Origin of the sequence: Neobacillus drentensis NBRC 102427 (assembly GCF_001591445.1) — a bacterium.
Taxonomy (GTDB): domain Bacteria; phylum Bacillota; class Bacilli; order Bacillales; family Cytobacillaceae; genus Neobacillus; species Neobacillus drentensis.
The window spans coordinates 88,436-110,996 of sequence record NZ_BCUX01000012.1; the positions used below are offsets into that span (position 1 = coordinate 88,436).

Annotated in this window: 23 protein-coding genes; 18 read left to right on the top strand and 5 right to left on the bottom strand. The window is 38.8% G+C overall.

What is annotated here, in order from left to right:
• Positions 1-27 precede the first annotated feature (27 nt).
• A complete protein-coding gene (locus BDR01S_RS07555; protein ID WP_066250406.1) occupies positions 28-690 on the bottom strand; it encodes a nitroreductase family protein in 663 nt (220 codons plus the stop codon).
• Between the two features lie 353 nt (positions 691-1,043).
• Between BDR01S_RS07555 and BDR01S_RS07560 the strand changes: the two genes are divergently transcribed.
• The 8 genes from BDR01S_RS07560 (at position 1,044) to rbsK (ending at position 8,017) form a co-directional block, all read left to right on the top strand.
• Positions 1,044-1,826 carry a cobalamin-binding protein gene (locus tag BDR01S_RS07560; RefSeq protein ID WP_066250410.1) on the top strand — a complete coding sequence of 261 codons (783 nt, stop codon included), beginning with the start codon at positions 1,044-1,046 and terminating at the stop codon, positions 1,824-1,826.
• Positions 1,827-1,980: 154 nt separating this feature from the next.
• Positions 1,981-2,991, top strand: a complete 1,011-nt coding sequence (locus BDR01S_RS07565) for a LacI family DNA-binding transcriptional regulator (RefSeq protein ID WP_066250412.1) — start codon at positions 1,981-1,983, stop codon at positions 2,989-2,991.
• Positions 2,992-3,003: 12 nt separating this feature from the next.
• On the top strand, positions 3,004-3,918 hold the full coding sequence (locus BDR01S_RS07570; RefSeq protein WP_066250415.1) for a nucleoside hydrolase: 915 nt from the start codon (positions 3,004-3,006) through the stop codon (positions 3,916-3,918).
• Between the two features lie 30 nt (positions 3,919-3,948).
• Positions 3,949-4,560: an ECF transporter S component gene (locus BDR01S_RS07575; protein ID WP_066250418.1), complete on the top strand. Its 612-nt coding sequence runs from the start codon at positions 3,949-3,951 to the stop codon at positions 4,558-4,560.
• A gap of 83 nt (positions 4,561-4,643) precedes the next feature.
• Entirely contained in the window at positions 4,644-5,390 is a 747-nt protein-coding gene (locus BDR01S_RS07580; RefSeq protein ID WP_066250420.1) for an energy-coupling factor transporter transmembrane component T, read from the top strand.
• Positions 5,387-6,241 carry an energy-coupling factor ABC transporter ATP-binding protein gene (locus tag BDR01S_RS07585; RefSeq protein WP_066250423.1) on the top strand — a complete coding sequence of 285 codons (855 nt, stop codon included), beginning with the start codon at positions 5,387-5,389 and terminating at the stop codon, positions 6,239-6,241. The genes BDR01S_RS07580 and BDR01S_RS07585 overlap by 4 nt, the downstream gene beginning before the upstream one ends.
• Before the next feature lie 4 nt (positions 6,242-6,245).
• Positions 6,246-7,094, top strand: coding sequence for an energy-coupling factor ABC transporter ATP-binding protein (locus BDR01S_RS07590; protein ID WP_066250426.1), 849 nt, complete (start codon positions 6,246-6,248; stop codon positions 7,092-7,094).
• On the top strand, positions 7,091-8,017 hold the full coding sequence (gene rbsK / locus BDR01S_RS07595) for a ribokinase (RefSeq protein WP_066250428.1): 927 nt from the start codon (positions 7,091-7,093) through the stop codon (positions 8,015-8,017). Before BDR01S_RS07590 ends, rbsK begins: the two co-directional genes overlap by 4 nt.
• Before the next feature lie 66 nt (positions 8,018-8,083).
• Here the strand turns inward: rbsK and BDR01S_RS07600 are convergent, their stop codons facing one another.
• On the bottom strand, positions 8,084-8,464 hold the full coding sequence (locus tag BDR01S_RS07600; RefSeq protein ID WP_066250431.1) for a cadherin-like beta sandwich domain-containing protein: 381 nt from the start codon (positions 8,462-8,464) through the stop codon (positions 8,084-8,086).
• A 158-nt stretch (positions 8,465-8,622) separates the two neighbouring features.
• Positions 8,623-9,255: a histidine phosphatase family protein gene (locus BDR01S_RS07605; RefSeq protein WP_066250434.1), complete on the bottom strand. Its 633-nt coding sequence runs from the start codon at positions 9,253-9,255 to the stop codon at positions 8,623-8,625.
• A 1,032-nt stretch (positions 9,256-10,287) separates the two neighbouring features.
• Between BDR01S_RS07605 and BDR01S_RS07610 the strand changes: the two genes are divergently transcribed.
• From BDR01S_RS07610 to BDR01S_RS07645, 8 genes are all read left to right on the top strand, one after another.
• Positions 10,288-11,754, top strand: a complete 1,467-nt coding sequence (locus BDR01S_RS07610) for a P-loop domain-containing protein (RefSeq protein WP_066250436.1) — start codon at positions 10,288-10,290, stop codon at positions 11,752-11,754.
• A 119-nt stretch (positions 11,755-11,873) separates the two neighbouring features.
• Positions 11,874-12,440, top strand: coding sequence for an MOSC domain-containing protein (locus tag BDR01S_RS07615; RefSeq protein WP_066250439.1), 567 nt, complete (start codon positions 11,874-11,876; stop codon positions 12,438-12,440).
• Between the two features lie 292 nt (positions 12,441-12,732).
• Positions 12,733-14,478 carry a beta-N-acetylhexosaminidase gene (nagZ, locus tag BDR01S_RS07620; protein WP_066250442.1) on the top strand — a complete coding sequence of 582 codons (1,746 nt, stop codon included), beginning with the start codon at positions 12,733-12,735 and terminating at the stop codon, positions 14,476-14,478.
• 529 nt (positions 14,479-15,007) lie between these two features.
• The gene (locus tag BDR01S_RS07625) at positions 15,008-16,135 is read left to right on the top strand and encodes an acyl-CoA dehydrogenase family protein (RefSeq protein ID WP_066250445.1); all 1,128 of its coding nucleotides are present in this window, start codon (positions 15,008-15,010) and stop codon (positions 16,133-16,135) included.
• A gap of 22 nt (positions 16,136-16,157) precedes the next feature.
• Positions 16,158-16,985, top strand: a complete 828-nt coding sequence (locus BDR01S_RS07630; RefSeq protein ID WP_066250448.1) for a phosphate/phosphite/phosphonate ABC transporter substrate-binding protein — start codon at positions 16,158-16,160, stop codon at positions 16,983-16,985.
• A gap of 500 nt (positions 16,986-17,485) precedes the next feature.
• The gene (locus BDR01S_RS07635; protein ID WP_066250450.1) at positions 17,486-18,667 is read left to right on the top strand and encodes a cobalamin-independent methionine synthase II family protein; all 1,182 of its coding nucleotides are present in this window, start codon (positions 17,486-17,488) and stop codon (positions 18,665-18,667) included.
• An 85-nt stretch (positions 18,668-18,752) separates the two neighbouring features.
• Positions 18,753-19,151, top strand: coding sequence for an OsmC family protein (locus BDR01S_RS07640; protein ID WP_235846513.1), 399 nt, complete (start codon positions 18,753-18,755; stop codon positions 19,149-19,151).
• Between the two features lie 431 nt (positions 19,152-19,582).
• On the top strand, positions 19,583-20,323 hold the full coding sequence (locus BDR01S_RS07645; RefSeq protein ID WP_066250454.1) for an SDR family NAD(P)-dependent oxidoreductase: 741 nt from the start codon (positions 19,583-19,585) through the stop codon (positions 20,321-20,323).
• Between the two features lie 298 nt (positions 20,324-20,621).
• Here the strand turns inward: BDR01S_RS07645 and BDR01S_RS07650 are convergent, their stop codons facing one another.
• The gene (locus BDR01S_RS07650; protein WP_066250456.1) at positions 20,622-20,822 is read right to left on the bottom strand and encodes a hypothetical protein; all 201 of its coding nucleotides are present in this window, start codon (positions 20,820-20,822) and stop codon (positions 20,622-20,624) included.
• A gap of 257 nt (positions 20,823-21,079) precedes the next feature.
• Here BDR01S_RS07650 and BDR01S_RS07655 point away from each other — a divergent pair, with 257 nt between their 5' ends.
• On the top strand, positions 21,080-21,301 hold the full coding sequence (locus tag BDR01S_RS07655) for a YdbC family protein (RefSeq protein ID WP_066250459.1): 222 nt from the start codon (positions 21,080-21,082) through the stop codon (positions 21,299-21,301).
• A 251-nt stretch (positions 21,302-21,552) separates the two neighbouring features.
• Positions 21,553-22,023, top strand: coding sequence for a hypothetical protein (locus tag BDR01S_RS07660; protein ID WP_066250463.1), 471 nt, complete (start codon positions 21,553-21,555; stop codon positions 22,021-22,023).
• A 157-nt stretch (positions 22,024-22,180) separates the two neighbouring features.
• Here BDR01S_RS07660 and BDR01S_RS07665 read toward each other — a convergent pair whose 3' ends face one another.
• Positions 22,181-22,546, bottom strand: coding sequence for a cupin domain-containing protein (locus BDR01S_RS07665; RefSeq protein WP_066250465.1), 366 nt, complete (start codon positions 22,544-22,546; stop codon positions 22,181-22,183).
• Positions 22,547-22,561: the final 15 nt, after the last annotated feature.

Here is a 22,561-nt window from a genome sequence, read left to right on the forward strand (position 1 = left end):
GGTTTCCTCTTTTGTGAGACTTCTTCGTTATTTCGTTGGCATTTCGTTGAAGAACGCTACATCCTCAATAGGAAGACGGGTAGTCGGATGTCCTGGCTTTGTTGCTTTTCCAATCGCAATAAGCATCACTGGTACATACTTTTCGGCAATTCCGAAAGCTTCCACAAACTTTGCTTTATCGTACCCGCCCATCGGAACCGTGTCATACCCTTTAGAACGAGCAATCAGCATAAGCTGCATGGAGATCAGTCCGCCATCAATAGAGACGATTTGGCGGGCTGCTTCAGGCGGCAAGCTGGAATACGTTCTGACCGTACGCTCGATGAATGATGCAGCCGTATCCTCCGGCATAAAGCCTGCTTCCACGGCTTGACCATAAATTTTTTCCGCCTTCTCGTAGCTTTCTACATCGCCCAGTACAGCAATCACGGCAGATGCTTCGACTACCTGTTGCTGGTTATAGGCGATAGGCAAAAGCTTCTTTTTCAATTCCGGCTGATCAATGACTAAAAAACGCCATGGCTGCAGGTTTGAGGACGAAGGAGCCAATGTTGCCAGCCCCAGCATTTCGGTCATTTCTTCTTGTGAGATTCGCACTGTTGGATCATATTGACGAACAGAACGGCGTTCCCGAACTACATCGATGAACGTTTGCTGTTCGATTTTTTCTAGTGTTTGCAAGTTTGACATCATCATGCCTCCTAGATAGTTTTCTTCATTTATAGCAAGGGTTACGACCCTTTTCATGAGAACTATTGGTAATACTATTGTTCGCATTATACAAAGTTACATTACATTGAAATGTATTGTCAAAAAAAAACTCTTTTTGGATGAGAGGAACGATACAACCCTTAATTGGAAGCTAAATACCATCTGTTGTAGAAAAAACATTCAGTTTTGTAGAATAATCCATCAAGATCGTAGAAAAATCCTCAATTTTGTATAAAAGACCCAATTTTAAAATAAACCATTAATTCTGCAAAAAAAAGCTGCTGTTTGATAATATAAAGGTGAACATTACCAAATATTAGATAGGAGAGGTTATGAGAGTCATTTCTATATGCCCCAGCAATACTGAGTTAATGGAATTCTTGGGTTTAACCCACCTTCTAGTCGGAGTAGATGATTATTCTGACTGGCCTGTTTCGATTTCAACTTTACCAAGGTTAGGCCCGGATTTGTCAATTGATATGGATTGTGTTGAACAATTGAAACCGGACCTGGTCCTTGCATCTCTGAGTGTTCCCGGAATGGAAAAGAATGTCGAAGTATTAGTTGAACGGGGGATTCCTCATATCGTTTTGAATCCTCAATCATTGTCAGATATTGAACATGATTTGATTAAAACCGCTGAAGCGCTAAAAGAACCAGAACTAGGGATTAAAGCAGCACAGCGGTTTCGCTCGAGAATTGAAGCTGTAAAACAAAAAGGTAAAAATAGAATTAGACGACCATCACTTTATTGGGAATGGTGGCCGAAACCTATCTTTACTCCAGGAAAAATCAATTGGCTTACGGAAATCTCTGATGCGGCCGGCGGAGTAAATATCTTTCATGATGTTGAGTTGGCAAGTGTTCAGACGGATTGGAATGATGTGTTAAGCCGAAAGCCGGATTTTATTTGCTTAGCATGGGTTGGGGTGAGAAGGGAAAAGATCCAGAAAAGTATTGTCAAAAATCGTCATGGTTTTGAACAGCTCCATTATAAGGATGATAGCCAGATCCTCATCCTTGAAGAAGAACTATTCTGCAGGCCGTCGCCACGATTGCTTGAGGGGCTCGAAAAACTAATGGAAATGATCCACAAAACGACTTTGCTAAATTAGCAAAGTTTTTTTTCTTTTTTAATTATCTGTTTCTTTAAAAAATATTGACATTGTTAAATAATATTTTATAATAAAGGAAAGCGTTTTAGTAAAACGTTTTCCTAAAACGTTTTCAGAAAGCGTTTTACTAAAATGATAAGAGGTGAAAAACTTCATGACTGTAACGATCAAAGATATCGCTAAACAAGCAGGGGTGTCCATTACCACAGTATCTAGAATCATCAACAATAAAGCAGAAGGAATTAGAAAAGAAACGTGTGAGAAAGTACTGAAAGTAGTGGAAGAATTACATTACAAACCAAATAGTATTGCGAGAAGTATGATTACAAAAAAAACGTATACGATTGGGTTAGTCATTCCAGACATCCGGAACCCGTTCTTTCCTGAGCTTGTCAGAGGGGTTGAGGATGTAGCAAATGCTGCGCAATATACGGTGTTTTTATGTAATACGGATAGTTCTCATAGAAAAGAAACCGATTATTTAGCCATCATGAAAGAAAAAAATGTGGATGGAATTATCTTTACCGGACCTCAAGAATTACAAAGTAAAGATTTCTATCAATCCGTACAGGAATATGAAATACCGATTATTTTGTTAGACCGTGGTCAAGAAATTGAGGATTTTAGCGGTGTTTATATTGATAATGTCCAAGCAGGGTACATGGCTACTAAACATTTACTAGAGCTTTCTCATCAGAATATCGGGTGCATTACGGGTCCAGCTGCTATTCCCAATTCTAATGAGCGGTATAAGGGATATTTGAAGGCGTTTTCGGAGTTTCAAATTCCGGTAGACGAATCAATCGTTATTCCTGGTAACTATCAAATGGAAGGGGGATACGTAGCGGCAAAGGCCTTATTAAAGGAAAGAGATGTTACAGCTATTTTTGCCTTTAATGATCTGATGGCATTTGGGGTTTATCAAGCGGCATACGAATTAGGAATAAAAATTCCTGAGGATTTGTCAGTCGTAGGGTTTGATAACCTGCCTTTTAACCAATTAATCAGACCTAAACTTACAACCATAGAACAGTCTGCTTATAAAATGGGGGAAATAGCTGCCAAGATGTTATTTGATCAAATCAACAACGAAAAAAGTGTGAAGGAACAGGTTTTTATTGAACCAACATTAATTATCAATGGCAGCACAAAAGAACATGCTTAAGGAGGGCTTATGATGAAAAAAACAGTCATTATTGACACAGATCCTGGGATTGATGACGCTATTGCTATTTTTCTAGCATTAACGTCTGAAAAATTAGATGTAAAGTTAATTACTACAACAGCAGGTAATCAAACCATTGAAAAGGTAACAAATAATGCGTTAGGGCTTGTTAATTTAACAGGCATAAAGGGAATTGAAATTGCCAAGGGTGCTACGAAGCCGCTGATTAAAAAGCTGTATACGGCGGAAGAGTTCCATGGAGAATCTGGTTTAGGGGAGGTGGTGCTGCCAATAGGTGAGCAGCAGGAAAGTGAGCGTACTGCGGTTGAGGCGATGAAGGAACTACTTATGAACTCAAATGAAAACGTATCCATTGTTGCGATTGGTCCATTAACAAACGTAGCAAACCTTATTACGGCCTATCCAAATCTTACGCATAAAATTGAGCAAATTTCGATTATGGGTGGTGCGTATGAAGGCGGAAATACAACGCCAGTGGCTGAGTTTAATATGTATGTAGATCCTGAGGCTGCGCAAATTGTCTTTCAATCCGGTATTCCCATTGCTTTATTTGGGCTAGATGTCACCTATAAAGCGGTACTTTTCAATGAAGATATTGAAAAAGTAAGAAGCATTGGGAATCGCATCAGTGATGCAACAGCTGATATGCTGGAATTTTACGCCAGGGGCAGGACGAATGGCTTACCCATGCATGATGCCTGTGCAGTTGCTTATCTAATTAATCCTGATTTATTTACGTTTATTCCATGTAATGTTCAAGTCGAAACAAAAGGGGAATTTACCTATGGTCAAACGATCATAGATAAAAAGAAATTAACGGATCAACCGATCAATGCCAATGTAGCTTTTGAAGTAGATCGCGAAGAGCTTTCCAACATGATCTATCAGTCGCTAAAATCATTCTAATATTCTATTTAACAGGGGAGAGATACTATTATGAAACGCGGTTTAAAACATGATTTCTCATTAATTGCTATTATGTTAATTCCTATCGGTGTTGGTTTAAACGTTGCCATTGCCCAGTTAGTCCAAATCTTAAGGCTGCCAATTTGGCTTGATGCTATTGGAACAATCGTAGCTGCTATGGTGGCAGGACCTTGGGTTGGTTTGGTGACGGGCGGTTCTACTAACCTCGTAAAATCAATCTTTACACCAACTGAGCTTCCATTTGCCTTATCCTCCATGGCTATTGGGTTTACAGTCGGGATGCTATCTAAAAAGGGTATGTTTAAAAACTTTGGGAAAACAATCGTTTCTTGTCTGATTGTTACAGTCATTGCTGTACTTATTTCAACACCGATTATTGTATGGGTTTATGGCGGTATTTCCGGAAGCTCGGCATCAGCTATGACAGCGGTATTATTAGCATCTGGCCAGAGATTGGTACAAGCTGTCATCACTTCAATGGGTCTGCTTGAATTAATTGATAAATCTACATCTGTTATCCTTGCTTATATCATTGTCAATAAAATGTCTGATCGATATTTGTCCAAGCATAACTATACGCAATCATTTATAAAAAGCAATAAAAAGTCGAAAGTAGCTTAATGAGTGATGAGAATCTCTGCCTAGACCTTTTTAGTCAGAGATTCTTATCTATTTTAAAAAAATACAAGAGGAGGTCAATAGAAATGGAGAAAAAGAACGTCATTCTTAGTTTATATCCGACGACAAAGCTATTAATGATTTTATTAATCGCAGTTTCTGTTTTTATTATTCCTAGTTATCTATATGCCTATGCCATGTTTTTGGTTTGTTTAGTGATTGCAGCGATGGGAAACGTCACAAAGGAATTTGCCAATTTAACGATTAAAGGATTATTTAGTTTATGCATTTTGATATTCGTTTTGCAAAGCTTCTTCTATCCTGGGACGCATGTATTATGGGAATGGGGTTTCCTTGCGATCAAGCAAGAAGGAATCCATTTCGGGTTAACTCTCACTTCAAAAGTCATTGCGGTAGGTTCTTCTTTAATATTATTTTTCCGCATTACCCCTGTGAAGGATTTTGTCTATTCATTAGAAGTTATGGGATTATCACCTAAAGCCACCTATGTTGTGTTGTCCACGTTAACGATTATCCCTGAAATGAAAAAATCATCGCAGGTCATTATGGATGCCCAAAAAACAAGGGGAGTGGAAACGGAAGGTAGTTTGATGGTGAGATTAAAAGCATTACTTCCGATGATTACACCGCTCGTATTATCGTCTGTAGCAAGTACGGAAGAACGTGCCATGGCGTTGGAGGCAAGAGCATTCACCGTGAATAAAAGAAAAACGAGCATCTATAGCATTGAGAAAACGGGAAGAGATTCATTCATCAGGGTATTGTTACTCGTACTTTTGATTTTACTAATAGTTTGGAGAGTTGCCTTATGAGTTATATTGAATTGAAAGGAATCTCGTATAAATATCCTGTCGGTGATGAAAAAGTATTAAAGGATATCAGTCTCTCGTTAGAAAAAGGAAAGGTGTATGCCTTAATTGGGGCAAATGGCGCTGGTAAAACAACGATTTGTAACTTAATACGCGGATTTATTCCTCATTTTTTTAAAGGTGATCTTGATGGGGAAATGCTAATCGAAGGAAGGGACATTCGAGAGTGGGAGATGGGTGATCTCGCTCAAAAAATGGGTTATATTTTTCAAAATCCTTTCACACAAATAAGTGGTACGAAAGATACGGTATTTGAAGAAATAGCGTTTGGTTTAGAAAATTTACGAGTCGAAGTTCCAGTTATAAAGGAAAGAGTAGCAGAAATCATCAAATTATTCGGTTTAGAATCGCTTCAAGAAAAAAATCCGCAACAACTGTCAGGCGGGCAGCGGCAAAGAGTATCGTTAGCTTCCATTATGGTAATGGATCCAGAAATTTTAATTATCGACGAACCAACTTCACAGTTAGACCCACAGGCGACTGAGGAAGTTTTTAAAATCATAAATATCATGAAACAAAGGGGAAAAACGATAATTCTGGTCGAACATAAAATTGAACTGATTGCAGAATATGCCGATCGGGTCATTCTTGTAGAAGACGGAAAAGTAGCGATGAAAGGGAAAACAAAGGATATTCTCTCTGACATCAAAGCTATGGACCATGGTATATTATTACCTCAATATGCTCTTTTAGGGTATGAAATGCAAAAAAATGATCGTTTACATGAGATTCCAGTTACCGAATCGGAAGCGATTGGGGTCTTCACAAAATGGATGGCAGGAAAGGAGAATTAACGACATGGCCTTTTTAACTTTAACGAATCTTACTTATGCTTATCCAAATGGGTTTACAGCGGTTGAGAACGTCACGATGTCCTTTGAGAAGGGGGAATCTGTCGCAATCGTTGGTCAGAATGGGGCGGGAAAAACGACGACGGTTAAATTAATTAATGGTTTATTAAAGCCAACCGAAGGTGACGTCATGATTGACGGCTGGAATACAAAAGATTATACAACAGCGCAAATCTCGCGAAAAGTTGGTTATGTATTCCAAAATCCGGATGATCAGATTTTTAATAGTACGGTCTATAAAGAGATTGAATTTGGACCTAAGCAACAAGGATTATCCTTAGATGAAGTGAAAGAACGAGTGCTGCATGCTGCTGAGCTTGTGGGTGTGACGAAGTTTTTAGAAGAAAATCCATATGACCTCCCTTATTCACTGCGGAAAATGGTCACCATTGCAGCGGTTATTGCGATGAATACGGATGTGATCATTCTGGATGAGCCGACAGCAGGACAGGATTATCCAACCATGATTCGATTAGGAGCAATCATCAAGCATTTGAATGAACAAGGCAAGACTGTTATTACAATTACACATGACATGGAATTTGTTGTGAATCATTTCGAGCATGTCATCGTTATGGCGAATAAAAGGAAGATTGCTGATGGAAACAAGCGGGACATCTTCTGGGATCATGAGACATTAGAAAAAAGTATGTTAAAACAGCCTCACATCAGCCGGCTTAGTCATTCTTTAAAGTTTGGAAATAATGTCTTAACCATCGATGAAATAGTTGATGAGTTAAAGGAAGCGAAGAAAAACGGCCATGCTGAAAAAGAAAGATATGAGGTGGTTGTGTGAGTAAAGTGGTTGTCATTGGCAGCTTAAATGTGGACTTGGTCACCCAAGTTCCACATCTCCCTCAAGCGGGAGAAACGATTTCGAGTGTAAAGTTCCAAACGAATTTTGGCGGTAAAGGGGCAAATCAAGCCTTTGCCTTAGCCAAGCTTGGCGCAGAAGTGGCCATGATTGGCAAGGTAGGAAATGATGAATATGGAAGATTGTTGATTGACAATTTAACGGAATCAGGCGTGGATACGGCGGCCATTCAGGAAGATGACGGCCCGACAGGAATGGCGTTTATTAATGTCAGTTCGGATGGAGAAAATAATATTGTTCTCGTTTCCGGTGCGAATCATCGGATTCAGCCAGCAGATATCGAACGGCATCGACGTTTGCTTGAACAATGTGACATCATTATCATGCAGTTAGAAATACCGCTAGAGATTGTCGAGTATGTACTAGAGCTTGCGAGTGAGTACAATAAAAAGGTCATCCTGAATCCAGCACCTGCTCAAAAGCTATCAACATCGTTGCTGGGGAAAGTACATACTCTCATCCCTAATGAAACGGAATTACAAGCCATAACAGGCATGCCCGTCTCAACAGAAGAGGAAATATTAAGGGCAGGTTTATTTTTAAAATCATTAGGAATCAAGAGAGTAGTGGTGACAGCTGGAGAAAAAGGCTCCTATGTCGTCACTGATGTAGCCCACTATCATGTGCCTGCCTGCACTGTAGATGCCGTGGACACTACTGCAGCAGGCGATTCATTTATCTCAGCATTTGTCATCGCGTCACTAAATGGCTTAGATGATGTAGAAGCAGCTAGTTTTGCCAGCAGAGTATCAGCGGTTGTCGTAACAAGAGAAGGAGCCCAAGCATCGATTCCAACCTTGGAAGAAGTGGAAAATTATTTTGGGGTCAAACCTCCGCTCAGCTAAAGTAGTAAAAGAAATCAGTCTCGCTGCCTTTTCAGCAGTCGAACTGATTTTTTTTGCATTTGCTGCTTATTTAATAAGAATTGTGTAGGTCTTTTCGGCCACGCCATTCGGAGCGATGACGTGAATATGGATTTCTTTGTTTTCGGCAATGTTTATTTTAGTGTATTTTTTATTGGTTACGTTTTGTGAATTGATGCGAATACTTTGGGCTCGACTTGATGTAGCAATCGCCGAAAGTTCAACTTCCGTTTTATCTGTAGTAAGGATATAGTGTTCAATCGTCGGGTGGAAGGCTGGCTCCAGTGTTCCGTTTTCAACGAAAATGGCACTTAGCGTGGCTATCGTTTCAGCCGTATACTCTCCGGAAAAAATCGTATTGATATTGATCCCTGCCCTATCTAAATCGGACATATAATTTCCGACCAAGCTTATTTTGCTTGAACCCATGCATTCTCCTGCACATACTGGGGGTCAGGCACCTATTTCGTACGCAGATCTGGAGAAATTTGACGGGATAGAGAAGCTCATTCTTGATTAGAGGCTTTTTCCTGAATTTAGCTCTGAGAATTGCCTTTCTTTTAACCCAGTAGATTTATGATTGGATTTTATTTTAGGTAGTACCTATCTCTGAAAGAAGTGTCAGCAATCCTGTCTACATAAATTTCCCCGTTCAAATATTTGATCACAGAAACACTGCAATTTTCATGGTGAGTATAAACGCTCATTTTTGCTAATTGCATTAAGTAGTTGCCTATTGTTACCCCATGTGAAAATACTAGAACATTTCCACCCTCATTTTTATGATTTTGAATAATTTCATCGATAGCAGAGCTTGTTCGTGTAAAAAGCTGTAAATAGGATTCTCCTTCAGGTGCTGACATATTTAAATCCTTAAGACTAAATAATGTCTTTAGGATATTCCCATATTGAGCTAGAATTTCCGTTTGTGATAGGGATTCCAACACACCAAAGTTCATTTCCTTTAGACGTGGATCAGTAATGATGGGGATGTTTCGATGTCCGATGGCATACCTAGCCGTCTCTACTACTCTCTGGCTTTCACTAGCGTATACTGCTTTAAATTCTATATCAGATAAACCACTACCTACAGATTTAGCCTGTTCAATTCCTTTATCCGTAAGAGGTGAATCACAAAATCCCTGTAATCGTTTCTCTACATTAAATTGGGTCTCTCCATGCCGAACAAAATAAAGTTTCACTTCTTTTTCAGAGGACACGAATAACCACCTGCTTTGTATAGGATTTAATGGATTGATAAAATGAATTTTACCACATCTTTCGAGTAGTTTGTAATGAAATACACTAATTATTTCCAGTTCGATCTAAATTGTGAGGATGAATAAGGGAACAGTGTGTCTGGAATTAAACTTGATTTGCGGCGCCAGTCACGACCCGAAGTTTGCTAGATTTTGCAACGCTGTATTATTGTGAATTTCTTAAGGGAAAGTTTAAATTAACAACGATTATAAGGCCGTTACAGTATGCCCCATCTTGTCAAATAGGTAAATTAATGTTAAGATTGTGTTGCTGTAAAAATAAATCATAACGAGGTGAGGAAAATGAATACAAAAAAATATACATTTTATCCTCATCATATTGCTATTTAGTTATTCTATTACTAATACATTAGGCTCTGAGGGTAGGATTCACTCTCAGAGCTTTTATATTTAGGCAGAAAGAACAATCTTTCTTGCCGACCTATGACAGCCACCTATAGAGTGGCTGTCATTTTTTTTGGACAAATGGTTGGTCATTGCAACAATATTGGTTTTACTTTGAAATTGGTTAGGATTTAATCTTTTTTCTTACAAATTGATCTGAACACTATTAGGGGGATATTTATTGAACTTGAATTACTTAGGATGGAATTCATTTTCCACGGAAAATTTCAAACAGTACTGGTTTAAGTTTGAGCAGGCTTATTCCTGGAGATTAGGGGTCGATCCGTTTCGTCGTTACCTTGTTTTAAAGGATAAGGGGCACCCTTCTTGAGATATCGTTTCAACTTAAGAATCGTTTTCCGTTATTCACCGTTTCCAAATATGAAAGGATGATGTTTTATTAAAAGACTCGCTCAATATTTTCGCTCATTACAATCCGGACAGTCATCTTACAGTAAGATTTATGAAGACCCAATCTATTGGAATAATGATGTTGCCTATTACATTGAACCGACACATAAACTCACACTAGATAAACCATGTATCACCATAAAAATACCTTTTGACCGTCTCGGCTTAGATGAAAATATGGATCAAGTTGTTCTCTCAGATTTTTCATTAAGAGAATGGGTTGATCATATTGTGGCATTAAATGAATTGATTTATAACCGGTCACGTTCTGATAAAGAAAATGGTGCTTTTTATTGTTTTTGTCCAACCAACGTGTTGTTGCAACGTAATGCATCCTATGTTGAAGTCATCTCGGAAAAATGGTATTTATGCTTAATGATTACAGTTCAACTTCCATTCAAGAATAATAATAAAGCTATGCGCATGCTCTGCAAAATGCTTCCAAAAGAAGTGGAGGCGTTTATTGCCAAGTTTGATCTCATCAACTTAAATGCTGCCTATGAATTGGTAAAAAAACAAAATATGATTCGCGAATGGCTAAAATCCAGTGGTTATTGTGCGTTTATTGGGAATGGCAGCATTTTGCCAAGAAATAAAGACAACAGCGGGCCACTAGAGGATGCCTTGCCTTTTACATCCCCGGAAGATGTTGAAGTTGAAATTTGTAGTTTGCGAGGAATGGGAATAAAACATGGTGTGACGGTCATCACCGGCGGTGGTTATTCGGGTAAGAGCACATTGCTTGATGCATTAAATTCGGGGATTTACAATCACATCATAGGCGACGGACGGGAATTTGTGATTACAGATCAAAGTGCAATGGAAATATCTGCGGAGGAAGGGCGTTCCATAAAAAATATCAATATTACGCCTTTCATAAAATGGATACCCAATAGTTCGGCTGAACAGTTTTCGACTGACTACGCCTCAGGTTCCACCTCTCAAGCCGCAAATATTATGGAGGCAATCAACTTCGGGTGTAAGCTTCTTCTTATTGATGAAGACAGAAGTGCGACCAACTTTATGATTCAAGACATCAAAATGCGTTCATTAATCAAGCATGAACCCATTACACCTTTTACAGAACGCGTCAGGGAGCTTTATGAGGCTGTTGGCGTATCTTCCGTTCTTGTTATTGGAGGTAGCGGTGAATTTTTATCCGTAGCCGATCAAATCATATTGATGGACAATTTTGTGCCAAAAAACGTAACCCAGGAAGCAAAAAATTTATGTGAACACGACAAACCACGCGAACGTATCCCCTTTACAAAATGGGAGATAGAAAGAAAAATAACCACCGATCACTTTTCGAGCTATCCACAGGGAAGTGGTACAGAAAAGCTGATGGTTTCAACCACGGGGTACATGATGATAGGTGATGAACAAATTGATATCAGAGGGCTTTACAATATCACATCACACGCCCAGCTTGCAGCCATTGCCTTTTTAATTCGAAAAATAGCTATAAATAATCAGGGTCGCCGCATCTTTCTTCATGAGAAGATCCAAAAAGCTCTCGAAGATATGGAGAGAGAAGGAGTGGATATTGTATTTTCTTCCTTTTTTCCCGGTTTCGAAAGATGGCTTGAATTACCTAGAATTAATGAAGTATTATCTGTCATAAACCGAATGAATTCTATTTAGATTGAGAGTGGCACATATTAAGCCCGTAAACTTCACTAGCATCTCATGTGTTGCCACATACAATCTGCGGACGTGGAGTCCTTATCTTTATAAATTGTTTGTATGAAAAGGAGTTTTATATGGAAAAAGTATGGGCAAAAATAAATGCAGTATTAATTGCAGATGATCCAAAGACATTTGTAACCAGAAGAATATCAGAAGCAAATCTTGAATTTGGAGGGATTCGTGGGGACCGCCATTTTGGAATAATCAGTAAGGCTGATTCAAGGCAGCCGATGTATCCAAGAGGAACAGAGATTCTTAACCGCCGCCAAATAACGATTGTTTCTGTGGAAGAATTAGACAAGATTGCAGAAGAATTAGGTGTTGAATCTGTTATGCCTGAGTGGTTAGGGGCTAATGTCTTGATCAAGGGATTTCCGGAATTAACAAAACTCCCCATGGGCTCTCGTATCCTTTTCCCAAGTGGAGCAGGTTTAATATGTATGGGTGAAAACCAGCCTTGTACCTTACCGGGTGATGAAATCCAAAAGCATTATGAAGATCATGAGAAGTTATCCTTCCGTTTTGTACGTGCAGGTTATAAGCGGCGGGGGATTGTATGTGCAGTAGAAAGGCCTGGAATAATTCACGAAAATGATGAGGTCCAGGTTTTGGTTAATGATCTTAAAAATCCGATGCAATAAATAGCCAGGAATGAAACAATTCGATTGGTTGACTGTGAAAATTGGACAAAGAATAACGAATAAGAGGCGAACAGCAATAGTACCGTTCATCTCTTATTTGTTGTTTAGATTATAGTTGATTGTGGAACATCGTTGTGAAACAAGAAAATCCGGAGCGAGACAGGCACGGAATCTAAAAGCCCTCACTTAGATATGTTAGGGAGAACTGTATCATTGTATAATGGATAAACAAGATATAGTGTAAAACTAACAATATATAAATGGTGAGCTCGCCAAAGAAAGGGATTCTATTATGACAAAACGTAAAAAATCGATCTTGAAACCACTTATTTTGTCAATCCTATCGTTCCTTATTATTCTAGTTGTTGTTATTTATGTTTTTGATAAGGACAGAGACGGGAAACAGTCCACAACGGAGAACTCTCAACAACCCGTTGAACCTTCATCAAATACTCCAGCAGAATTAGGCGAAAGCAAAAATCAGAAACTGAATGACTATATTAGTGAACTTTTTTCCTTGGCAAAGGAAGGAAAAGTGGTCGGTATCCCTTTCGATTCGGGTAAGGCTAAGAAGCAGGAAGTACATAATAAATGGGGAGAACCGAACCAAACAACAGACACTGCAAGTGGTAGATACGAAGAATATAAGAATCGAAATGTCGTCATAGGATATCTGGGTGAGATTGTCTCTGACATCAGGTCATATGATCCTGAATTACAAAAAATCCGGCAAAATGATATCAAATTAACGCGCGGAGAACCTGATGAGATTCGGTACTTCAAAGATGAAACTCATGACCAAATCATTCTTGTTTATCAGGTTAACCCTTTAACAGAGTTAAAGTGGATATTACCAAAACCGACCGATCAGGAGCCGAATCCAAAAGTGGACCATATTTCAGTCTATACACAACTAAAAAATCAAGCCGAGCAATCTACTCCACCTGACCAGCAAAAGACCATAACTGACATGAGTTTAGATGAGAAAATTGGGCAAATGATCTTCGCAGGTATAACTGGCACCACCATGGATTCAAATACAAAAAATTTATTAACGAAATACAAGGTTGGCGGGATTATTTTTTACCAGGATAATTTAATAAATCCAACACAAGCAGTGCAGCTTGTGAATCAAATGAAGACTGAAAGTGACCAGAAGGTGCCGCTTCTATTGGGAGTGGATCAAGAAGGTGGGCGTGTTACCAGGCTCCCTGGTGGGTTGATTAATTTTCCAACCAATAAAGAAATTGGGGCAACTAATAATTCTCAGTTTTCCTATCATGTGGGGACGATGTTAGGGAAGGAGTTAAAAGAATTTGGTTTCAATCTTGACTTTGCTCCTGTGTTAGACATCAACAGCAATCCAAATAACCCGGTTATAGGGGATCGATCATACGGGAATAATTCTGAAATTGTTAGTAAGCTTGGTATTCAGACCTTTAAAGGTATACAGTCGCAAAACATTATCCCAACAATTAAGCATTTTCCAGGTCATGGAGATACGTCCGTTGACTCCCATCTGGAGCTGCCAATTGTGAATAAAAGCCTCCAGCAACTAAAAGAGCTCGAATTAATCCCGTTTGAGCAGGCAATCAATAGCGGTGCTGATGTTGTTATGGTTGCCCATATCTTACTGCCTAAACTGGATGCTACTTTTCCATCTTCCATGTCCAAAAATATAATAACAGGGATCTTGAGGCAACAGTTGGACTATAGCGGTGTTGTAATAACGGATGACATGACAATGAAGGCGATTATCGACCATTATTCGATTGGCAGGGCTACAGTTGAATCAGTCAAGGCGGGCAGCGATATTATTTTAGTTGGACATGGTTATAGCAATACAGTGGAAGCCATTTCTTCTTTAAAAATCGCTGTCCAAAAAGGGGAAATTACTGAACAAAGAATAAATGAAAGTGTAAGTAGAATTTTGAAGTTAAAAAAGAAATATGAAATAAATAATTCGAAAGTGGAAAATGCAAATATAGAGGAACTGAACCAATCAATAAAAAAACTCCTGAATGAGTATTCAAAATAATTGTTAATATATTCCAACTAGGCAAAAAAACACCGTTTAAAAATAGGTGTCTGACCCCCGATACGGAGGACTTTCTCCATTATGAATACAATATGATATGAAGTAGCACTCGTTACGAAAAAGGTGTTCAGCTTTTTACCGAAGTTTTATGTTGAGGTGTATGGTCGAGAGGTATTAAGGATAAAGAAGTTGATTACCTACTTATGTAGTGTGTTCAACTTCCTTTTTTTTTGATTAGAAATATGTATCTATGTTGGTGAGAAGAGTAATCACACTTCCATTTATGAATACCTCTAATTTCTTCATATATTCTTAAACTTATCCAGCTCTTTCAAATCCTCCCCCTATTCCTAGAAGTTTTAAAATCTATCTGGTTGTAGCCGTTTAGTATATGAATGTTCAAAATTAATTCTCGTAAACTATTCACTTTAGTCTGGCACAAACAAAATCTACATTATTGTAATACTTTAATAGTTTCATAATAAGTTTGTATAAGGAATATAAAAAAATTTATACGAGGAGGGAATATATGAACAATGTTTATCAAGAAGGCAGGGATTTTGCAATGTCCTACATACTGCCTTTCACCGAAATCACGGACAAGGAGTCAAAATTTCCTGAAGAATCCTTCAAGAGGCTAGGTGAAAAGGGATTTTTAAAACTACTTATCCCTGTAGAATATGGCGGATTTGGCAAAGGGCTTGAAGAGCATGCCCAGGCTTGTTTGGCATTCGCAGAGTCTTGCTCTACGACAGCCCTTTGCTACATGATGCATAATGTCGCATTAATGTGTGTTCTAACTCATGGAAGCGAGGAACTTAAGAAAAAAATTTTTACAGACATCGTAGAAAATGGGGAATTCATGGCTTTAGCATATAGCGAATTCGGAACAGGAACCAACTTCTATATGCCGGAAATGACTGCTGAGGTTAACCGAGACAACACAACTTTTAACGGTATAAAGAGCATGGTAACATCGGCCACATTTGCTTCCTACTATCTCGTTCTTGCACCATCTGTTGAAGAAGGAAAGATAAACAACTGGGTATTCCCTCTGGAAACAAAAGGCTTAACCTTTGAATTGTCAAAATGGCATGGTCTTGGAATGAGAGGGAATTCGTCATGTCCAATGCACATGGATAATGTGACGTTGGACTCATTTTTCCGCATTGGGGTAGAAGGTTCAGGCGAAGAGCAGGTATTCAACGTGGTAGCTCCATTCTTTGTCACAGGGCTGGGAGCAGTTTACAGCGGTACTGCCATGCATATGTTTGAAATAGCCAGCAACCATGCTGTGGATAGGCAATATCCTGATGGAAGAACACTTTCTAATATTGAAACGATTCAAGTGCATATTGGAAATATTTATAAGAATGCGGCAGCCGCAAGAGCACTCACTTTGGAAGCTGCGAGAGCAGGTGCCAACGAAGAAGCTGATGCACTTACAAAGATTTTGGCGGCAAGAATCGTTGCGTCAGAAGCGGCAATTGAATGTGGAAGGCTTGCAATGAGAGTGGGTGGAGGAAAGGCTTACAATAAGTCACTGCCTACGGAAAGGCTTCTCAGAGATGCATATGCAGGACAAATTATGGCTCCAAGTGCCGACGTCTTGGCTATTTGGCTTGGAAAAGCATTAACAGGTCAGATGATTCCATAAAGACACAGGAAGGGTGTGCACATTGAGTAACGATAGAATAAAAGTCGGGGCTGTTATTTATGACCCAAGGGTTACAGTGATCTGGGGGATCATAGCTGATTTTTTCAAAGAAGAAGGGCTTGAAATCGAATGTCTTTTCTATAAGGATTATGATGCTCAGGTTGACGGATTAATGAACAGGGAAATAGACATTGCCTGGAATTCGCCTCTGGCATGGTTGGACGCTTATTTGAGAACTGATGGAAAATGCCAGATGGGTTCAATGAGAGATACGGACAGAGACAGAAAGACCTGCTTCATTGTAAGAAAAGATAGCCGTATCACAAATATCGTTGGGCTAAGGGGCAAGACTATTGGCTTTGGAGCCATAGACTCTCCCCAAGCAAGATTGATCCCAATCAACCATTTGTATAAAAATGGACTCGAGTATGGAGCGGACTACACAGAGAAAAGGTTTGATATTGGCGTCGGCCTTCATGGTGACCACATCGGGGGGGAGCTAGAGGCCATTAGAGCATTGATGGCAGGAACTGTAGACGCCTCTGTCACTCTGGATTTGAACTGGGACACTTGGAAGAAGGATGGCACCATTGATGAAAATCAATTGGTATGTATTGATACAACGGCTTTGTTTGATCACTGTATTTTCGTAGCACATCCTGATTTTCCAACTGAAAGGTTCAGAGAATGGCAAAAAGTGCTTCATAGAATGGACTATAACAATGAAGCCCATAAGAAGATGATGGATATGGAAGGTTTAAAGGAATGGGTTGAGGGCAGAATCGCAGGATTTCAGCAATTACGTGAGGCGAATGACTATCTGAAGTTCTTTAAGTACGTAAGTTCCTGAATTAAATTCTGTTAGATAAACCGTTGATATTGGACTTGTTTAGTTAAAAGCAGCAATCAAAAAGATAAAGGGTTCCGTTTTGAGGTGCTTTTCTTAAAATATGCACCAAAATGAGGTACTATTAGATTTTTGAAAAAGAACTCACTCTCTTTTAGTTAAGATGTCTTGTCCTTAATCGAGTAACCAGCAAAAGTAAAATAAGCGGATATTATCCGGTTAGATGCAGAATGGAGCCCGTTTTGGGGTAAATAAGGGGAGGTTTTCCGCTTAATTAAAGAAAAATCCCCCATTTTCGACTTTTTCAAATCAATAGGCGGAATCTCTCCGTCTATTTAAGCCTTTTTTAATACTAATCACTAATTAAGCGGAATTGTTCCGCCTAATTATCAGCTCAGGTGCTTAACCTGATCCCCCAACCGATAAGTGCTGACCCTATTGAACCTAGAGGCGGGAATCGGCAGTCTTTTAACTATTTACATCCACTTTGGGAGATGAATCACATGAAAAGACCATTACCGCTATTTCCCACATCCTTAATAGGAAGCATGCCAAGATCAAAAGAGGTTCTAAGAGCCCACAGAATGATAAGAAGAGGAAAGATTGAACGAAACGACTTCAACCTGCTTATTGAGAGGGAAACTCAAAAGTTCATTAAGCTGCAGGAGGATTTTGGGATCGATGTAATCACAAGTGGAGAGCTTGGGCGGGATAACTATGTGTCTTTCGTTTCCGATAAAATCGGCGGCGTTAGAATGATGAGCATGAGTGAAATGCTCGATTATATTGAGGATAAAAAAGCTTTTGAGAACATTTTGACCACGCTTGATGTTCCAGCAGTCAGTATTAAAAATGCAATTTGTGTTGGTAAGTTGAACTACAATGGCGATATTGTCGCAAATGAGCTAATGACGATGAAGAAGTTCACTAACAAACCCGTTAAGATAACCATACCAGGTCCCTATCTTCTTACCAGATCGATGTGGCTTCCTAATCTCTCAGGCAAGGTTTATGGCAGCAAGGAAGAACTTGGGCAAGATGTGATAAAGATTATGAAGGAAGAGATCGACAATCTTTTGAACATAGGAGTGGATGTGATTCAATTTGATGAACCGGTTCTGACCGAGGTTGTTTTCACAGAGGGAAAGCCAAGGTCATTTATGTGCGCAGCTCTTTCCGAGAGAAAGGATCCTAAAGAGGAGCTTGAATTTGCCGGTTCTTTGATTGGAGAGATTATGGGGCATATAGAAAAGCACAAGACGGTTACTTCTCTTCATGTCTGCAGAGGCAACTGGAGCAAGGATGAGAGCAAATTATTGACAGGTCCATATACTCCACTGCTTGAGTTATTTGCTAGTGTGAATCCGGACCTTTTAACACTTGAATTCTCAACGCCAAGGGCAGGGGAGCTGAGCTCATTATTGGCTGATTCAAGAATCGGGGAGCATACTGCACTTGGTTTAGGAGTGATAAATCCGCGTACAGATGAAATTGAGACATTGGACTCAATCCTTTCAAGAGTTGAAGAGGCAATGATGTATCTTCCAAAGGATAGAATATGGCTAAATCCTGACTGCGGTTTTGCAACCTTCTCAAATAGTCCAGTTAACATACTTGAAAATATCTCGGGCAAAATACGCTCATTAACAGAAACGGTTTCCATACTAAGGAGCAAATATGATTAAGCGGTCGACAGACGAAATAAACCCAGTATATGAGTCCAGGATTTTTGATATGAACTTTAGGGGGACGTCAAATGATCTCTCATCTGTGAAAATTTTTACAAGCAAAAGTAGCTTTCAGATAGAAAAGCAAATAAGTTTTGACTTAGAAAACAAACAAATCACGAGTCTAGAATACTTCGCGGGATCAGTTTTAAGCAGCATAATATTGACACTCTTGGAGCAGTCAAAAAAAAGAGGTTCAATTATTGAAGAAATTGAAGGGGTTTTAAACCTTTCGCTGGAAAACCCTCTATCCTTGGTTGGTGTAAAAGGGTATGATGAAGAACCGTTTATCAGAAACATAACCGTAACCGTTTTTTTATTTGTTGATCTTGAGGACAATGATTTTGATGAATTTACGTTCAATGCGCTTAAAAACTCCCCTATTTACAATACTCTAAAAAGATCGATGGGGCTTGAGATTATATTTAAAAAGCTTATATGAGGAGCATATTTAACAGATACACAATAAGCCATGACTGGAATACCTACAGTAAATTGGACAGTATTTATCATACTTTTGATTGTTGTAATAGCCATTGGCGAAACTGATGTTTTACCTCGCAAAAATGGCAGATTCTCCTCGTTTAGATGGAAGAAAGGGACTTTTTACAAGTCCCTATAAAACTCTAGAGCGGATTGGAGGGAAGATTGGTTACTCTGCCCGCCTTATCAGTTCCCTTCACTTGTAGTAAACTAGCGCATCACTAACAATTACGCAAAAAAATGCCAAGAAATTGACACACTCAGCTTTCCGTAAATTGTGTCGAATAAGCTATACTAAAAGTATCGATTGCTCATTATTTCACATAAAGAGAAATCCTTATAATGGATTTATTATGAACATCACAAATATTTAATAATGGAGTGAATCAAATGCAAGGAAAAACAGCGATTATTACAGGCGGGGGCAGTGGGTTCGGAAGAGAAACTGCATTAACACTTGCTCAAAAAGGGGTAAATATATCAGTAGTAGATTTGTCTAAAGAAAAAGGAGAAGAGACAGTACATCTTTGTGAAAAATTAGGCGGTAATGCTATTTTTATTCAAGCTGATGTGAGTAAAGTTGAGGATGTAAAAAAATATGTAATCGAAACAGTTGACCGCTTTGGAAAAATAGATTTATTTTTTAACAATGCTGGAATTTCCGGTTCTGGAGTTCGAACTTTAGAATGTACCGAAGAAGAATTCAATACCATTGTTGATGTTAACTTAAAAGGTGTCTTCTACGGTTTGAAATATGTTGTGAACGAGATGTTAAAAACTGGCGGTGGATCCATTGTCAATACTGCCTCACTTGGCGGCTTAGTTGGAATGCCTACATTAGGAGCTTATTCCGCGACAAAACATGCTGTTATTGGTCTAACAAAAACCATAGCTGGGGAATATGGAAGAGATAATATTCGCATCAATGCAATTGCTCCAGGAACCAATGAAACACCAATGGTAAAAGCATTCCCAGCAGAAGCTATTAAAGCAATGGCTGATGCGGTACCGATGGGCAGATTAGGTCAACCCCATGAAGTAGGGAATGTAGTAGCATTTCTGCTTAGCGAAGAAGCATCCTATATTCATGGTGCTGTCATTTCAATCGATGGTGGATCTGCTGCATTATAAACATCGCTAATGTAATGGCGAAAGTGGTAATGGGCGGTTTCAGATATTTTAAGGTAAGAGGCAGGTAATCATTAACGATTACCTGCCTCTTGTTGCTTGTTAAAGGTTTCAGTGTATTGCTGTTTTGTTCTATGGCTATACTTCCAGCTGCCATTGCTAATACTAGGAGCACAAGAAATGTTTCTTCATCAAGCAATGCCCTTTTTTACTATTTGAACCTATTTACTATACATGGCACGGAATCTAAAACCTTTTCCAAAAGTATTAAAAAAACGCCAAATAAATGGCGCTTATTGCATTAATCATTATTACGCTTTCCTCTAGTATTGTTTGCATTGCCTGTTAAATTGGTTACGGCATTTGAAGTTGCATCTACAGTATTCATGGCAATATTCTCAGTGGTTTCTAATGCACTATGCACGGCATGAAACGCAGCACCTGCAGTTTCTTTAATGCCTTCTGAGACACTTTGATTATTAGTTTTTGATTGGTCTGACAAATGATTTCACCTCCTAAACAGCTATAGGTTATGTAGAATAAGATCGATTATTCACGGTAGAGGAATTTAGACACTATTTAGAGGTATTGGCAGACTCGATGCTAACAGGTTCAGGACAGGACGAATTTGAAAATGAAATATTTGAGGTCTTTAATGTTCATAATTATTAAAGGGCGTACCAATTGAGTTTGATTTGGGGGCAGAGAAATGTAGCGAAACCAAGTAGTGATTAAGGATTTTAAAGGAGACTAAAAGCAATGGCAGAAATCAAATTTGAAATAAAAGAAACCGTGGGGGCTTTGTCTCAATCCCCTAAAGGCTGGAACAAAGAACTCAATCTTATCAGTTGGAATGGAAAAGAACCAAAATTCGATTTACGCGATTGGGCACCTGAACACGAGAAGATGGGGAAGGGTGTCACGTTGACAGTTGAAGAGTTAAGAGCTTTGAGGGATTTGTTGAATGGGATGGGATTATAGGTAATAAGGATAGGAGGTCAACCTTGAGGCTGATGTGCCTGACCCTAATTGCAGTAAAGCTTTAATATACATGGGGTCAGCCGCCTTCTTTATTGAGCGCAAGAGTTGAGGTTTCATATGCCATAGGCAGTCTGTTGTTTATTTGAACTATAGGTCATTTTGTTGAAGAATACCTATACATATGAATGTGATTTATTGGATATTTTAACAAGATAGGAGAAGCAAGGTTTTGAGAAAGGGATGATGAAGCTATGACAATAAAAATTCAAAGATTAATTAATGTTGCTATGGTCTTAATATCATGGCTGACGTTACCCTTATTAGGCTCACGTAACATAAAAAGATTTCTTCCCGCATCAATCCTAATTGTCCTTATTGACGGTATCAGCATTCAAATTGGAAAAAAACAAAAATGGTGGGTCTTCTATAATAAACCGAAATCATACTTATTTGGGGAATTCCCTTTTAGTATTGGACCGTTTTTTGTAAGCTCCATGTGGATTCTAAAGTGGACATACGGAAATTTTAAAAAGTTTATTTTACTCAATGCAATTATAAATGGTATCTTTGCATTTCCAGTTGCAAATCTTGCAAGAAAATTTAGATATTATAGATTGGTTCGATTAAATAACTTTCAATTTTTTCTTAATTTCATTTCAAAGGCATTTTTATTTTATGGGATTCAATATCTTTTTGACAAAAAAGGTAAAATAAAATTTTAAACACTTTCACTATTATAAATAAGAGTCCCCCTATCCTATGGGGAGGGGGAAACTATATCTAATAACAGATTCCATTTATATGAAAAAAGTTACTGGGAGATGAAGACACTCAATCTAATCAAAAATTACGGATACCTAGACACCGTCCCTTTGGTGTTCAGTCTAGTTTATTACCGTATGGCCTGTAATCCACCTCAACCTTATCTTTTTCTTGGTAGGGTGCCAGCATAAAAGCCGCTTTAAAGACAGTGTCTCCTTTATTAATTAAATAGTGAACCTTTTTTGGTTCCACATGGACAAAATCTCCTTGTTTACATTGGAAAATCTCCGTGTCGATGTGAATTTCCAGTTCGCCCTCTAAAATAAAGAAGTTCTCTTCCATGAAGTTATGATAATGCGCAGTAAAATCCTGTCCTGGCTGCAGGATAACAATTCCAAAGTTCATTCGGGGTCCTTTTAGCAGGTACTTAGGACCGCTGTCACCAAATCGGTAGTCTCTTTCAGTCTCGTTCAAAACGGTCATTTTGCACTCTCCCTT

Excerpts from the sequence above, each read along its gene's own strand:
- BDR01S_RS07555 (WP_066250406.1), bottom strand. The coding sequence starts at position 690 with ATGTCAAACTTGCAAACACTAGAAAAAATCGAACAGCAAACGTTCATC.
- BDR01S_RS07560 (WP_066250410.1), top strand. The coding sequence starts at position 1,044 with ATGAGAGTCATTTCTATATGCCCCAGCAATACTGAGTTAATGGAATTC.
- BDR01S_RS07565 (WP_066250412.1), top strand. The coding sequence starts at position 1,981 with ATGACTGTAACGATCAAAGATATCGCTAAACAAGCAGGGGTGTCCATT.
- BDR01S_RS07570 (WP_066250415.1), top strand. The coding sequence starts at position 3,004 with ATGAAAAAAACAGTCATTATTGACACAGATCCTGGGATTGATGACGCT.
- BDR01S_RS07575 (WP_066250418.1), top strand. The coding sequence starts at position 3,949 with ATGAAACGCGGTTTAAAACATGATTTCTCATTAATTGCTATTATGTTA.
- BDR01S_RS07580 (WP_066250420.1), top strand. The coding sequence starts at position 4,644 with ATGGAGAAAAAGAACGTCATTCTTAGTTTATATCCGACGACAAAGCTA.
- BDR01S_RS07585 (WP_066250423.1), top strand. The coding sequence starts at position 5,387 with ATGAGTTATATTGAATTGAAAGGAATCTCGTATAAATATCCTGTCGGT.
- BDR01S_RS07590 (WP_066250426.1), top strand. The coding sequence starts at position 6,246 with ATGGCCTTTTTAACTTTAACGAATCTTACTTATGCTTATCCAAATGGG.
- BDR01S_RS07600 (WP_066250431.1), bottom strand. The coding sequence starts at position 8,464 with ATGGGTTCAAGCAAAATAAGCTTGGTCGGAAATTATATGTCCGATTTA.
- BDR01S_RS07610 (WP_066250436.1), top strand. The coding sequence starts at position 10,288 with ATGGATCAAGTTGTTCTCTCAGATTTTTCATTAAGAGAATGGGTTGAT.
- BDR01S_RS07615 (WP_066250439.1), top strand. The coding sequence starts at position 11,874 with ATGGAAAAAGTATGGGCAAAAATAAATGCAGTATTAATTGCAGATGAT.
- nagZ (WP_066250442.1), top strand. The coding sequence starts at position 12,733 with ATGACAAAACGTAAAAAATCGATCTTGAAACCACTTATTTTGTCAATC.
- BDR01S_RS07625 (WP_066250445.1), top strand. The coding sequence starts at position 15,008 with ATGAACAATGTTTATCAAGAAGGCAGGGATTTTGCAATGTCCTACATA.
- BDR01S_RS07635 (WP_066250450.1), top strand. The coding sequence starts at position 17,486 with ATGAAAAGACCATTACCGCTATTTCCCACATCCTTAATAGGAAGCATG.
- BDR01S_RS07645 (WP_066250454.1), top strand. The coding sequence starts at position 19,583 with ATGCAAGGAAAAACAGCGATTATTACAGGCGGGGGCAGTGGGTTCGGA.
- BDR01S_RS07655 (WP_066250459.1), top strand. The coding sequence starts at position 21,080 with ATGGCAGAAATCAAATTTGAAATAAAAGAAACCGTGGGGGCTTTGTCT.
- BDR01S_RS07660 (WP_066250463.1), top strand. The coding sequence starts at position 21,553 with ATGACAATAAAAATTCAAAGATTAATTAATGTTGCTATGGTCTTAATA.
- BDR01S_RS07665 (WP_066250465.1), bottom strand. The coding sequence starts at position 22,546 with ATGACCGTTTTGAACGAGACTGAAAGAGACTACCGATTTGGTGACAGC.